The sequence below is a fragment of the Vibrio rubrogenes genome, assembly GCF_059641415.1.
The window spans coordinates 16156-30915 of record NZ_JCARSY010000013.1; the positions used below are offsets into that span (position 1 = coordinate 16156).

A 14760-nucleotide genomic window follows, 5' to 3' on the forward strand; every position below is an offset into this window, starting at 1 on the left:
TACGTTTGAGACTGAGACTATGCTTTCAATCCGAGCTTTTTGAGAATGAACACAGCCGGACAAATACCTGTCAATGCGCTTTGAATGAGGTTGAGCCCGACAAAAACAGTCAACCAGACAAAATAGGGATGAACAAAATAAGTCAAAATAACGGAAAGCAGTACCATACTGCCCGCAATGATTCGAACGCCATTTTCAATAGTCATGACATACTCCTTGTGGGGATTTCTTGTGATGGTCGCTCTAAAAAGTGACTATCAACCTAAAATTAACTATCGATCTATAGAAGAGACTATAGAACTAAAAATTAGTTAAGTCTAATTTAATATAATCTAATATTTGCATTTCTAAATAAGTTTTGCCTAATATAATAAATCATAGAAATCTTTTTCGTGGAGTGTTCATGCAAGTCAACCATGATCTTAACCAAGTCACAGAGATTGAGCGTATCAAAGCCCATGCTCAGGAAGCGGCTGATTTTTTGAAAATGATGGCACACCCTGAACGACTGATGGTCTTGTGCCAACTGATACAGGGCGAGGTCGGGGTCGGGCAGCTCCAACAAAATTCAACCTTGAGTCAGTCAGCGCTCTCTCAGCATTTGACGGTACTGCGTAAACATCATTTGGTTGAGTGCCGCAAGTCCTCACAGCAGGTGTTTTATTCACTGACGGATAGTCGGGCCGCACAGATCATCGTCAATTTGCAGATGTTGTTTTGTGAAGAACCAGAATCACAAAGTGGGAAGTCGTGATTGGGTTGGGTGAAAAGCAATTTTGTGAAAAACAATTTTGTTGTGAAAAGCAATGCGTTTTGTATTTATGCAGTGAGTGATTGATACGGTGAACTTCAATCAGGCATATCATCAATGAAAACAACAAGAGGTTCGCCAAAGGAGGGGAATCTGATGAAGCAGCACATACGGCAATTGACCTTGGGTCTGGTGGTGGTCTTAGCGGGACAGACGGTTTTAGAGGCGCAGGCAGGAGAGTTGTTAGCGGGACAGACACTAACAGTCGCGCGTGAAATGATACCGGAGCAAGTCACATTCGATGGGATTGTGCAGCCAGTCAATCAAGGGACAGTTGCAGCTCAAACCTCCGGACGCGTCGTCGGTATGGCCGTGGATGTGAATGATGTCGTACAACAAGGTGATGTGTTACTTGAAATCAGTGCAACCCAACAAACCGCATCTTACGATGCAGCGATGGCGCAACTGAATCAGGCCATTGCTCAGAATAACGAAGCTCAGACACAGGTGAAACGTTTTCGACAGTTAATTTCACGAGGGGCGGTTTCTCAAGGGCAACTCGATAGTGCGGAAGCGCGTGCCCGAACCACATTTGCTGCTGTTCAAGCTGCCAAGGCTGCGGTGGTGCAGGCGAAAGATGCATTAGGCTATACCAGTATTAAAGCGCCTTATGCCGGGATTGTTACCCAGCGTCATGTTGAGTTGGGAGAAACGGTCACGCCCGGAATGCCATTATTGAGTGGTTATGGGATGTCACCACTGCGGGTCGAATTTCAAATGCCGCAGCGATATCGTGCTTTGGTGACACAGGCGCAACAGTTTTCGATTGAACTGCCGGATGGGCGTGTACTGCAACCAAGCCAATATACGTTATTTCGTTATGCTGATCCGCAATCTCATACGTTTACGATTCGCTTAAGATTACCAGATATGAGTGACGCTGAACTTGCGCCGGGGATGTGGGTGAAAGCGTCATTCCATACCGGGGACAGGCAGGTTGTACTGGTGCCGAAAACTGCGGTGATCAGACGAGGAGAGCTTAGTGCCGTGTTTCGTGTGAAGGATGAGGGAAACGCACAGCGACTGAATCCGGTCCGGCTCGGGCAAGACTATGGTGACTCGGTTGAAATTTTATCCGGACTGGAAATCGGGGATCAGATTGTGACCCATGCTTTTCCAATCGATGCACAGTAAGAGGAGCGCATAATGGAAAAAAAACTGGGCATTTCCGGGCGTATTGCCGCACTGTTTCAACACTCGGCCATAACTCCTCTGTTAGCATTGGTCGGTTTACTCATGGGCGTGTTTGCCGTGCTGGTGACTCCGAAAGAGGAAGAACCACAAATTGATGTGACTTTTGCCGACATCTATATCCCTTTTCCCGGTGCTTCTCCGGCAGAAGTCGAACATTTGGTTACCAACCCGGCAGAGCAAATTATCTCTGAGATTCAGGGCATTGATAATATTTATTCTTTTTCACAGCCGGACGGTGCCCTGATTGTTGCGATTTTTAAAGTGGGTGTTTCGCGCAATGATGCAGTGGTGCGAACCTATAATAAACTGTATTCGAATAAAGATTGGATGCCGAGCGGTGTTGGTGTCGGTGAGCCGGTGATCAAACCACGAGGCATTGAAGACGTGCCAATTGTCAGCCTTACCCTCAGTAATCCCGACGGTCAGATGACGCAACAACAACTGACGGAAGTGGCACATGGTCTCGAAACAGCGCTGAAAACCATTGACGGAACCCGGGATATTTATACCGTCGGGGGACATGACATGATTGTTGATGTCCGGCTCGATCCGGTTCGGATGAATAGTTTTGGTATCACCATTGATCAACTGAATCAGGTATTTCAGTCTGCAAACGTCCATTCTTCGCAGTTGATCGTCACGGATCATAATCAAGCGATTCCGGTCCGAGTCGGGCAATTTCTCCATCGCGTGGCGGATGTCAGACAACTTTTGGTTGGTATGCATAATCAGGCGCCTGTCTACCTCAGTGATATTGCCACCGTGAGTTTAGGTGCCAATACCCCGACTCAGCATGTTTGGACCAGTGATAAATCCACTTTGCTACCCGCTGTTACAATAGCAATCGCTAAAAAATCCGGAGAAAATGCGGTGGCGGTTGCCCGGGATGTTGAAGCGCGATTGCAGGTACTTGAGAATCAGTTGATCCCCGCGGATGTGAAAGTCGATGTGACGCGCAATTACGGCAACACGGCTGCAGAGAAGAGTCATACTTTGATCGGCAAACTGATGTTTGCCACTGGTGCGGTGGTCATCCTTGTGCTGATTACCATGGGATGGCGAGAAGCCATTGTGGTTGGCATCGCGGTGATGATTACCCTGATGATGACTCTGTTTGCATCATGGGCATGGGGGTTTACCATCAACCGCGTCTCTCTGTTTGCATTGATATTTTCCATCGGTATTTTGGTCGATGATGCCATTGTGGTGGTGGAAAACATTCATCGACATATGGCATTAAAAGGTCAGCAGTTTTCGCTGCCTCATGCCGTCGATGAGGTCGGGGGGCCGACGATTCTGGCGACCTTTACTGTGATCGCGGCACTATTACCGATGGCATTTGTCACCGGATTAATGGGGCCGTACATGAGCCCGATTCCGATCAATGCATCGATGGGGATGTTTATCTCGCTGGCTGTCGCTTTTGTTTTAACTCCTTGGTTAGCGGTAAAATTATTGCGCAATCGGTCTCATGACCAGCCAAAAGAACCGAATCAGGTACTTGTGCAGCGAATCATGGCTCCTTTTGTGTTATCGCCCCGTCAGCGGCGTAATCGTTGGTTACTCGGTGGCGGGATCGTGATGCTGATTATCGGTTCACTATTGCTCCCTGTTTATCAGGCCGTGATTCTGAAAATGTTGCCGTTTGATAATAAATCTGAATTTCAGGTGATACTGGATATGCCGGATGACACATCATTGGAACGCACGCAGCGGGTGTTATTCGACATGGCGGCCGTGCTCGATCAGTCACCTGAAGTTCACGACTATCAAATTTATGTCGGGACTGCAGCGCCAATGAATTTTAATGGTCTGGTTCGGCATTATTTTACTCGTTCTAGTCCTTATCAGGGGGATATTCAGGTGAATTTGCTGTCCAAGGGCGAGCGGGATAAAGACAGCCATCAGATTGCCGGCGAGCTTCGGCCAAAGCTGGTGGCTGTTGCAAGCGTATTTGGCGGGAAGGTGAAAGTGGTCGAAGTGCCTCCGGGCCCGCCGGTCTGGTCTCCGATTTTAGCTGAAGTCTATGGGCCGACGGCTGCGGTGCGCTCGGAAGCCGCGAGACAGATTCGTCACTTATTCCAAACCAGCGCTGATATTGTCGATGTGGATATTTATCTGCCGGAACCGCATCAACAGTGGCAGGTGATGATTGATCGTCGTAAAGCGGCTTTGGTTCAAGTGTCTTATGCCTCGATTGTACAGACGCTGGCGACCGCAATTGGTGGTAAACCTGTCAGTTATTTGCATACCGATTATAGTAAGTACCCAGTTCCGATTCAGCTTCAGGCAACTGAAGGGGATAAAGCGCATCTGTCACAACTGCTTGAGATGCGAGTCACCAGTCAGGACGGGATTGCATATCCGCTGTCTGATTTGGTTCGGGTACGTCAGATCGCGGCAGATGATTATATCATGCATAAGAATTTGGTCCCGATGGTGATGGTGGTCGGAGATATGTCCGGTCGCACTGACAGCCCGCTCTATGGCATGTTTGAGATCGCCGGCCGGATGAAAACACTGCCGTTTCCGGTTGAGCAGAACTATATCCATCAGCCCTCGGGCCTCAGTCAGGTTGCGGTATTGTGGGATGGTGAGTGGAAAATTACCTACGAAACTTTTCGAGATATGGGGATTGCCTATGCTGTCGGTATGATCTTGATCTATCTGTTGGTTGTGGCGCATTTTAAATCTTATCTGACACCGCTGATTATCATGTCTCCGATTCCACTGACGATGATTGGTGTGATGCCGGGGCATGCACTCCTGCATGCACAATTCACCGCAACCTCAATGATTGGCATGATTGCGTTAGCCGGGATCATTGTGCGTAATTCTATCTTACTGGTGGATTTTATCCGTCAGGAGCATGCTCAGGGGATGGCATTTTCCGAAGCCGTGATTAATTCTGTCAGAGTCCGGACAAAACCGATTTTGTTGACAGCGCTGGCAGCGATGATTGGTTCTCTGTTTATCTTGGATGATCCAATCTTTAACGGGCTTGCGATTAGTTTGATTTTCGGGGTTTTTGTGTCCACGTTACTGACATTGATCGTGATTCCTGTGTTGTATTTTGCGGTGATGAGAAACCGTTTGGCGTGAAAAATCCACCCTTGTGGTGAAAAAATTTCGGTTTTCAGTGATGTTCTTTCATAAATGAGATCTGCTGATAATAATCGTGTTTATCTTATCCATTCGCTGTGCTTTGTTGATCTTGATCAATACATGCGTAGGGGGCTTTTCGTTAAATGCACTACAATATGTAGTGTTGATGTATCGATATGAAACCCTATATCATGTGTTTCATCTAAAGTGAACGATGAGGGGTAAGGAGAAAAAGTGAAACCGATTGTAATCAAACGCGATGGCTCAAGAGCCGCGTTTCATCGCGACAGAATTCAGGCTGCGGTTGAAGCCGCAGCCGAACATGCTGATCAAGAACTGGCCATCTATGCCTTAAATGTTGCGCTGGCTGTTGAGTTGAAGCTCAAGGATTACAAAGAAGTTCATATTGCAGAAATTCAAACGCTGGTCGAGAACGAATTGATGCAGGGGCCCTACAAATCACTGGCTCGTTCTTATATTGAATATCGTCATGATCGTGATATTGCCCGAGAGAGACAGAGCGCGCTGACACGAGAAATCGAAGGTTTAATCAATGAAAGCAATGCTGACTTACTGAATGAAAATGCCAATAAAGATGGCAAAGTGATTCCGACTCAGCGTGACTTGCTGGCCGGGATTGTCGCGAAACATTACGCGAAGACTCGTATTCTTCCCCGTGATATCGTTCAAGCACATGAAGTTGGTGATATTCACTATCATGATTTGGACTACGCGCCTTTCTTCCCGATGTTCAACTGTATGTTAATTGATTTGAAAGGGATGTTGACGCACGGCTTTAAAATGGGCAATGCAGAAATTGATACCCCGAAATCGATCTCGACAGCAACCGCTGTAACCGCTCAGATTATTGCTCAGGTTGCCAGCCATATTTATGGCGGTACAACTATTAACCGCATTGATGAAATTTTGGCACCGTACGTGCTGGCAAGCTATCACAAACATCTTGATATTGCCCACGAATGGGACATTCACGACCCCGAATCATTTGCGATGGCGCGGACTGAAAAAGAGTGTTACGACGCATTTCAGTCGCTGGAATATGAGGTCAACACATTACACACTGCCAACGGACAGACTCCTTTTGTGACATTCGGTTTTGGTCTGGGTACCAGTTGGGCGTCGCGGCTGATTCAAATCTCTATTTTGAAAAACCGGATTGCCGGTTTAGGTAAAAATCATAAAACCGCAGTGTTTCCGAAACTTGTTTTTGCAATTAAAGACGGCTTAAACCATCAAGCCGGTGATCCCAATTATGATATCAAGCAACTGGCGCTCGATTGTGCGACCAAGCGGATGTATCCGGATATTCTTAACTATGATCGCGTGGTTGAAGTGACCGGTTCCTTTAAAACCCCGATGGGTTGCCGGAGTTTCCTCAGTACCTATGAAGAGCATGGCGAATTGATTCATGACGGCCGGAATAACCTCGGAGTCGTAAGTCTGAACCTGCCACGGATTGCATTGCAGGCCAAGGGGGATTTAACCCGTTTCTACCAACTGCTCGATGAACGTTTGTTACTGGCGCGTCGGGCGCTGGAAACCCGTATTAGTCGTTTAGAGAAAGTCCGTGCGCGGGTTGCGCCGATTTTGTATATGGAAGGTGCTTGTGGTGTCAGACTCAAAGCCGATGAGCCGATTGCCCATATCTTTAAAAACGGTCGGGCATCGATTTCACTGGGCTATATTGGGGTTCATGAAACGATCAATGCACTTTTTGGTGATCAACAGCATGTTTATGATCATCAAAGACTCCGGGATGAAGCAATTAAAATTATCGGCTATCTCAAAGCAGCTACCAACCGCTGGGCGGAAGAAACTGGCTATGGGTTCAGCCTGTACGGCACACCGAGTGAAAACTTGTGTAACCGTTTCTGCCGTATCGATGCCAAAGAGTTTGGTGTGATCGACGGTGTGACGGATAAGGGCTACTACACTAACAGTTTCCATTTGGATGTTGAGAAAAAAGTTAATCCATACGACAAGATTGACTTTGAGATGCCGTATCCGGCGATTTCGAGTGGTGGTTTTATCTGTTACGGCGAGTTCCCGAATATGCAGCGTAACGTTGAAGCGCTGGAAAACGTCTGGGATTACAGCTATAGCCGGGTGCCTTACTACGGTACCAATACTCCGATCGATGAATGTTATGAGTGCGGCTATACCGGAGAGTTTTCCTGTACCAGTAAAGGGTTTGTCTGCCCGAAATGTGGTAACCATGATCCGGCTAAAGTCTCTGTGATTCGTCGGGTATGCGGTTATTTAGGCAGCCCTGATGCGCGTCCGTTTAATTTCGGTAAGCAAGAAGAAGTCAAACGACGAGTGAAACATCTGTAATTACTATGAATTATCATCAATACCATCAGATTGATGTGGTTAATGGCGAAGGCACGCGTTGCACCCTGTTTGTTTCAGGGTGCGAGCATCAATGCCGGGGCTGTTATAACCAATGTACATGGTCTCCTAATTCTGGTCACCCATTTACGCAAGCGTTGGAAGATCAGATTATTGCTGATTTACAGGATACTCGGATTTATCGGCGTGGCCTGTCGCTGTCGGGGGGAGACCCGCTTCATCCCGCTAATTTAACTGCTATTTATCAACTCGTGAAAAGGGTTAAAGATGAGTGTCCCGGTAAGGATATCTGGATGTGGACTGGTTATACGCTTGAAGAGCTGTCAGAGGAACAGCGTGCCGTCGTTAAGATGGTCGATGTGTTGATTGATGGCAAGTTTGAGCAGGAGCAATACGACCCGGCATTATTATGGCGGGGGAGTGCCAACCAGATCATTCATCGCTTTAAAGTGTAGTGCCTGAAACACAACATCATAGCGGTTTTCATCGTTCCTGAGCTCAATCACGCCTCTCTGGCGATTTTGCCGTTCAGGCAAAACGCATGGTTGATTGTCAGTTAAATCATTCATATGCTGAATTGGAATGAGTCATTGTTATGCAACAACTGTATCTTGAAGTCAGTTGTGTATAGAATATGCGTCAATGCGATATGTTCCATATTGGACAATAATACCGCAAGGTTGTATATACAAAAGTATGAAAAAATGATGAAAAAACGTATGAAAATAATAATGCTGTTTTGTCTGGGGTTGTCTTTCACATTCACTGCTCAAGCCAATAGCTGTCTGAAAGGACAGGCATGTTATCATGTTCAGAAAAGCGCTCATCACCAGCTTCAATCTAACTCACCCGCTCAGAAAGCGAGCCGGAAAACACTTTACCGGGGAGCCGGTCACTATGTGGTGACAGCAAAGCGATTGAATGTGCGTGGCGATAATTTACTGGATGGCCGCCCGGTCGGCCAGTTGGTGTATGGTGAGAACATCTATGTCTATCGGTTTTCACGAGGTTGGGCGATGATTCAGTTCCGCAATGAAGTGGCTTGGGTAAGTGGGCGGTATCTGAAATATCAGCCATCTGATTTTTGAGTCCGGGGCTGAATCAGTCATGTGTCCATAAAATGGCCGGTTCATACCGGCCGTTCTGTGATCTTGTGCAGATGAATTTAAGGATTGCGTACCGTAAGTGGCGGTGCAATATCACTTCCTCCCAATGCCTGATACACCGTGGCCTGAATTTGATACTGGTTGTAGCGATTTTCCAGTAATGACTCCTGCGCACTCCGCTGGGTTTCTTGTGCGTCCAGCCAGTCTCGGATACTCACGGCACCATGATGGTATTGACTGGCATAAATCTGTTCTGCTGCTGTTGCTGCATCATACTGTTCTTTGAGTCTGAGCTTCTGATATTGATAGTGCTGTTTGGCTGAGAGTGCATTATCAACATCTTTCATTGCGGTATAAAGAGTCTGACGATAGTTCACCAGCGCCGTTTGATAATTGGTTTCAGCGATTTTTCGGTTCAGTGACATTTCATTCCATTGCAAAAATGGCAGGACGATCTCTGCCCCCAGCGTGCCGAGTGGATCTGTCAGCAGATCGCGCAATTGCGAAGAAGAGTCGCCAACAGAACCGGTCAGGGTCAGAGTCGGTAAATATCCGGCCACGGTTGCATCGTGGGTTGCCAGAGCTGACTTCAGTTCATAGAGTGCGGCTTTGACATCAGGTCGTCTGACTAACAGATCAGCCGGTACGCCAGCGGCGACTTCAGGAATTGGCCCTTGGGGGAGTAACTGAATCTGCAACTGACTCTCCCTCGGGGGTTGATTGAAGAGGATGGCCAGCGCGTTTTCTGCTTCGGTCAAGGATTGCAGTAAATCACTATGGTCGGCTTGTTGTCCGGCTAAACTGCGTTTGGCTTCCAGCACATCTAATTCAGAAACCGCGCCACTTTGGTATTGGCGTTGTGCCAGCGCCAGAATTTGTTTGGCGTAAGCGATACTTTTGTTACTGAGTGCGATCCGCTCTTTTAGGTAACCTATTTGCCAATATAATGAAGCCGTCGTTGAGGCGAGGCTTTGTGCGGTGCTTTCCCTGTCTGCGGCACTAGCAATCGCTGTCCATTGGGCTGCATTGACGGATGAAGCGACACGTCCCCATAGATCCAATTCATAACTGACAGAGAGGTTGGCTGAGTAACTTTTACTATTGTTGCCTGAATCCAACAGTTTAGAATGTGAAGTCGCCAGTGTGGATGACAATTCAGGATATCGATCGGTTTCACTTAGGCCGGCTTCCAGACGAGCTTTTTGTAGTGTGAGTGTAGCCAGCGCCAGATCATTATTGATGCGCAACATCTGTTGAATGAGTTGATTGAGCTGTGGATCGTCAAATCGTTCCCACCATGGGTTTAGACTGACCTGATCAGTCACTTGTTGTGTCTGCCATGTGGCCGGAATGTCTACCTGTGGTGGGGTGAACTTTGTGTGAGTTAGCGTGCTGCAACCCGACAGTAGTAGGGTAGATATAGTAATGTTAAACAATGGTTTGAGCATGATTGAATTCATTGGTCATTAATCCCTTGCCAGTGCCTCGATTGGATCCAGACGGGCTGCATTACGTGCAGGCAGAAATCCGAACAGTATCCCGATGAGTGTCGAGCAGAGAAATGCGGTAATAATGGATGCTGTGGAATAAATCATCTGGAAATCGCTGCCACTATACGAAAAGATGACGCCAATCAGGAAGGCGAGTAAAATTCCTAACACGCCACCACAGAGGCAAACTAACACTGCTTCAATCAGAAACTGGCGTAAGATATCACTTTGCCTTGCCCCGACCGCCATGCGTACTCCGATTTCCCGGGTTCTTTCCGTGACGGAAACCAGCATAATGTTCATGACACCGATACCACCGACAATAAGTGAGATAACGGCAATTGCCGAAATGAGCAGAGTCATCGTTGCGGTTGTTTTTTCAATACTCTGGCGGATGGTATCCGTGTTAATCGTAAAGAAGTCCTGTGTACCGTGTCGCATTTTCAGGAGAGCAATGATCGCTTGTTCGGCAGCCTGACTGGGCGCGGAATCGTTGATTCTAACCGTGAGCCGATCCAGATAATGGCGACCAAGCATCCGACTGGAGACGGTGGTATAGGGAACCCAGACTGTCAGTGAATCATTATTGCCGAATGCACTTTCTCTCGGCTGGGTTACACCGATAATTCGGACGGGTAAGGTATTGAGAAAAATGACTTGGCCGATTGGATTGCTTTGTGGGAACAGCTCCTGTTTTGTATTGTGATCAATCACTGCTTCCTGAGCTAATGACTGAACACTGTGGCTATCCCAGTATTGCCCCGTTGCAATCTCATAACCTTTGACACGGAAATATTCAGTCCCGACACCTTCAATACTTGCTGTCACAGCCTTGTTGGTATAACGGATGGTGACACTGCTACTGAGCGATGGGGTCACGCTATCGATAAAAGGCAGTGTTTTTAGTGCATTGCCATCACTGGCACTCAGTGTTCTGATTCGGTCGGAGCGCCGGTCACCAAATCCGTTTCCCGGGCGGATATCGATGGTATTGGTACCCATTGAGCTGATGTTTTTCAAAATGGCTTGTTGAGATCCGGTACCTAAGGCAACGACTGATACGACAGATGCAATGCCGATAATAATTCCCAGCATAGTCAAAAAGGTTCGGAGACGATGGCTCGACATGGCCAGTAGAGCCATTTTGAAGGCTTCGATATAACGATCCCCGTTGAACCAACGCTGTGGCTGCGGGGCCGGACTTTCTCGGTGTGCATTGTGCCATTGTTTGTGATGCTGTTGATCACGAATGATTTCACCGTCTTTAATTTCAATGATGCGATCCGCGAATTGTGCAACGTGCATATCATGTGTGACGATGATAATCGTGTGACCATCTTGATGCAGTTCTTGCAGCAGTTTGAGCATTTCTTCACCGCTGTGGCTATCCAAAGCCCCTGTGGGCTCGTCCGCTAAGATGACATCACCACCGTTTATCAGTGCCCGGGCGACACTGACCCGTTGTTGCTGTCCACCACTGAGCTGACTGGGCTTGTGATCTAAACGCTCGCCCAATCCAAGGCGTGTCAACAGTTGACTTGCTCGCTCTCGACGACTTTTGCGAGCTTTTCCTGCGTAAACGGAGGGGACTTCAACGTTATCGACTGCGGTTAAATCACCCAACAAATGGTAGCGTTGGAAGATAAACCCAAAATATTCCCGACGGAGTTGAGCCAGATCGTCACTGCGCATTGTCGAAGTATCTTGTCCATTGATGAGATAATTGCCTTGTGAAGGTTTATCGAGACAACCAAGAATATTCATCAGTGTCGATTTCCCCGAACCGGAGGCACCGACAATTGCGACCATTTCACCGCGTTCAATCGTGAGATCGATGTTTTTCAATACGGTCAGTGTCTGTTCTCCGGCAGGAAAAGTGCGTGATACACCGGACAAATGGAGTAATGCGTCCTTCATGTATTACATCCCCATCGGTCGACGGAAACGACGAGGTGTATACGAGTCACCACTGGGTAAACTGAGAATCACTTTATCACCTTCGTTCAGACCACTGAGAACTTCTGCCCGGACTTTATTGTTAATGCCAATCGTGACATCACGAAACTCGACTTGACCTTTCACCAATACCGGGACTTGATAACCGTTTGGATCATTGTCACTGGGGCGTAAGATCTGAGAGGGAATAATTAACGCATCGTCAGATTGATTGAGGATGATCGTTACTTGGGCCGTCATACCGATGCGTAGCACACCCTCCGGATTATCGATATCAAACAAGCCATTATAATAAATTGCTTCTGAGTCATTCGATGTCATATCGCTATCGTCACCGTCCATTACTGTCGGACCTGGTTCAATAGCACGTAAAGTCGCGTGATAGCGATGGTTTGGCTGACCTAGAATCGTAAAGTAGACAGGTTGCCCCGAATGAACATGTATGACGTCTGCTTCGGATATTTCTGCTTTCACAGTCATCTGGTTTAGGTTTGCCAATTCAACGATGGTAGGGGTTGTCTGGTTGGCATTCACGGTTTGGCCAACTTCTACTGCGGTATAAACAACCGTGCCGTCCATCGGTGCTGAAATTGTCGTATAGCCCAGATCAACTTTGGCTGAATCAACATTGATTTCAGCCTGTTCAATGCTGGCACTCAACTGATCCAATTCTGCTTGATAGACAGCTAGGTTTGACTCGGCTAATTCATAATCGGCTTTTGAGCTGGCATTGTCTGCCAGCATCGCTTTTTGACGGTCATAGGCTAGTCGTGCTTGATGGATTTGCGCTTGTTTAGCGCGATACTGTGCTTTCAAACTCGCAAGAGAGGCGAGGGATTCTTTGATACTATTTTGTTGTGTCAAGCTGTCGATTTGTGCGATGAGCTGTCCTTTTTCGACCTGCTCACCGAGCTTGACAGGTAAATTCACAATTTGGCCGGAGACCTGCGCACCGACACTGACTAATTTGGAAGCTTGTAACATCCCATTCGCAAGGACATTGTTTTCAATGTGACCTCTTTTCACTGTTTGTGTCACGTAAATCGGCTGTGGTTCCGGTTGTAACCACCAGTAAGTGAGACCACCTGAAAGAACCAAAAGTAAAATGATAGCAAATAACAACCATTGTTTTGAAAGCTTTTTCATAAAGGATGGGAGACCATGGTAAGTAAAGTGGATAAACAACGTGTTTCTCAAACATATTTGAATGGTTAATTTGCCACAAGCGTTGGTAAGTCACAAGTGGCGAATTATGTAATTATTACGGGGACATACACTTAATTACGAGGACACACACTCTAAGTCCGCAGCCGTGTTTCTCCATAGGTGATGAGTTTGGCTATCTTCTGATATGGAGTTAGGGTGATAGATGATAGATGATAGATGATAGATGATAGATGATAGGAGGATGCTTAAATGGTGTGTATAGCGTCGAGTGACTAGCTTGATGCAATTGTTAGGAATTGCCAGATGCAAATTGGAAGGATATTTGGATCGCTAATTTAGACGGATAATCCATGTAAACGCTGTCTATTCAATTGGTATTTCACGACTTGAAGTCGCTTCGATGAACCAATCCATATACATCGCCTGCGTTCTAGTCGGGTACATAAGTCAAAGCTGTCGGTGCGACTGATAGACAATCGGATGAGAATGGCTGGTTGTTTGTCGTCAATATGACCCGCTTTTCCTTCCCTAACTTGTCGCCCAATCCAATCAACCCACTCAATATAATCAATCAGGCGAAATGGAATGCCATCAGATTTTTGCTGAGAAGATTCCCCCACAAATGGAAAGAGCTTCGATTGCGGTGCTTGATGCGCATTCAATGAGTCGAGCCGTCTCTTGAGCGATGTATACTCTGAAGTTTCTGGTGTTTTGGCGATACCAGCTCGAACCGGATTTAGATCTGTATAGGCCATTGCTGCCAGCAGCGCTTTCTCATCCAGTAAAGCCTGAGATTTAAATCGACCTTCCCAGAAATGTCCGCGACACTGATCTTCCTGATTGGCTTGTTTAGCAATACTGAAGTTGAGCTCTTTCATCAACCAGCTCAGAGAATAGAGTCGCTCTCGCCAGAGGTGAATAATTTTTCGACAGGTCTGAATTTCAAAAGTGGAGGCCTGATTTTTTAGATATTTCAGGATCAGTAGTGGCAAGTGATGCTCCTTTCCCCAACGTATGATGACTTCTCTGTCCGATAATTGTTCTGCTTTTTTCCGATTAATATGAACGACCAAATGATAATGGTTGCTCATCACCGCATAGGCGCAGATATCAATACAGAATACCTGGGCTAAAGCCAGAATGCGTTGCTCAACCCAGTAACGTCGGTGTTCGTAGGACTTTCCAGTCAGTTGGTCTTCACCGCACAAGAAGGCTCGCCGGACACAACGTGACACGCAGTGGTAGTAGGCTGTGATATCAGGAGAAACCAACTGTGTTCTGGCGATGGTCATAAAAAGAAACCGTATTAATGAACTGTGCTGGAAGTATGTCGAATTAGAAAATAGTGGGGAAGGGTGTGATTTTCATCATACGAGTCATGTCGATTTTTTCGATGTAACGTTGATGTTGATAAGGTATGGCATACTTGCTGGTTTTAATGCCTGTCCTCATGAGAAAACAAGAAGACGAAATGCCTTGTTAAGACGTCTGTCCCTAGAAGACGAGCCCACCGAATGGTGATTAATCCTGACAACGATCAGGGATGACAGACTTGTCA

At 46.9% G+C, this 14760-nt stretch carries 11 protein-coding genes; 6 read left to right on the plus strand and 5 right to left on the minus strand.

Features of this window, described 5'->3' with window-relative positions; all coding sequences use genetic code 11:
- Window positions 1–17 precede the first annotated feature (17 nt).
- Complete coding sequence (locus AC55NX_RS11245) at window positions 18–206, minus strand: YgaP family membrane protein (RefSeq protein WP_059121769.1); 189 nt, start codon at window positions 204–206, stop codon at window positions 18–20.
- 197 nt (window positions 207–403) lie between these two features.
- Here AC55NX_RS11245 and AC55NX_RS11250 point away from each other — a divergent pair, with 197 nt between their 5' ends.
- From AC55NX_RS11250 to AC55NX_RS11275, 6 genes are all read left to right on the plus strand, one after another.
- Window positions 404–754, plus strand: coding sequence for a metalloregulator ArsR/SmtB family transcription factor (locus AC55NX_RS11250; RefSeq protein WP_496995817.1), 351 nt, complete (start codon window positions 404–406; stop codon window positions 752–754).
- Between the two features lie 165 nt (window positions 755–919).
- Window positions 920–1945, plus strand: a complete 1026-nt coding sequence (locus tag AC55NX_RS11255) for an efflux RND transporter periplasmic adaptor subunit (RefSeq protein WP_496995888.1) — start codon at window positions 920–922, stop codon at window positions 1943–1945.
- A 12-nt stretch (window positions 1946–1957) separates the two neighbouring features.
- A complete protein-coding gene (locus AC55NX_RS11260) occupies window positions 1958–5107 on the plus strand; it encodes an efflux RND transporter permease subunit (protein WP_496995818.1) in 3150 nt (1049 codons plus the stop codon).
- Between the two features lie 237 nt (window positions 5108–5344).
- Entirely contained in the window at window positions 5345–7465 is a 2121-nt protein-coding gene (gene nrdD, locus AC55NX_RS11265) for an anaerobic ribonucleoside-triphosphate reductase (RefSeq protein WP_496995819.1), read from the plus strand.
- Between the two features lie 5 nt (window positions 7466–7470).
- On the plus strand, window positions 7471–7938 hold the full coding sequence (gene nrdG / locus AC55NX_RS11270) for an anaerobic ribonucleoside-triphosphate reductase-activating protein (protein WP_496995820.1): 468 nt from the start codon (window positions 7471–7473) through the stop codon (window positions 7936–7938).
- Window positions 7939–8202: 264 nt separating this feature from the next.
- The gene (locus tag AC55NX_RS11275; protein WP_496995821.1) at window positions 8203–8571 is read left to right on the plus strand and encodes an SH3 domain-containing protein; all 369 of its coding nucleotides are present in this window, start codon (window positions 8203–8205) and stop codon (window positions 8569–8571) included.
- A 77-nt stretch (window positions 8572–8648) separates the two neighbouring features.
- Here AC55NX_RS11275 and AC55NX_RS11280 read toward each other — a convergent pair whose 3' ends face one another.
- From AC55NX_RS11280 to AC55NX_RS11295, 4 genes are all read right to left on the minus strand, one after another.
- Complete coding sequence (locus AC55NX_RS11280; RefSeq protein WP_496995822.1) at window positions 8649–10049, minus strand: efflux transporter outer membrane subunit; 1401 nt, start codon at window positions 10047–10049, stop codon at window positions 8649–8651.
- 6 nt (window positions 10050–10055) lie between these two features.
- Window positions 10056–11996, minus strand: a complete 1941-nt coding sequence (locus AC55NX_RS11285; protein WP_496995823.1) for a MacB family efflux pump subunit — start codon at window positions 11994–11996, stop codon at window positions 10056–10058.
- Window positions 11997–11999: 3 nt separating this feature from the next.
- On the minus strand, window positions 12000–13181 hold the full coding sequence (locus AC55NX_RS11290) for an efflux RND transporter periplasmic adaptor subunit (protein WP_496995824.1): 1182 nt from the start codon (window positions 13179–13181) through the stop codon (window positions 12000–12002).
- A 356-nt stretch (window positions 13182–13537) separates the two neighbouring features.
- Entirely contained in the window at window positions 13538–14494 is a 957-nt protein-coding gene (locus tag AC55NX_RS11295) for a transposase (protein WP_496995825.1), read from the minus strand.
- Window positions 14495–14760: the final 266 nt, after the last annotated feature.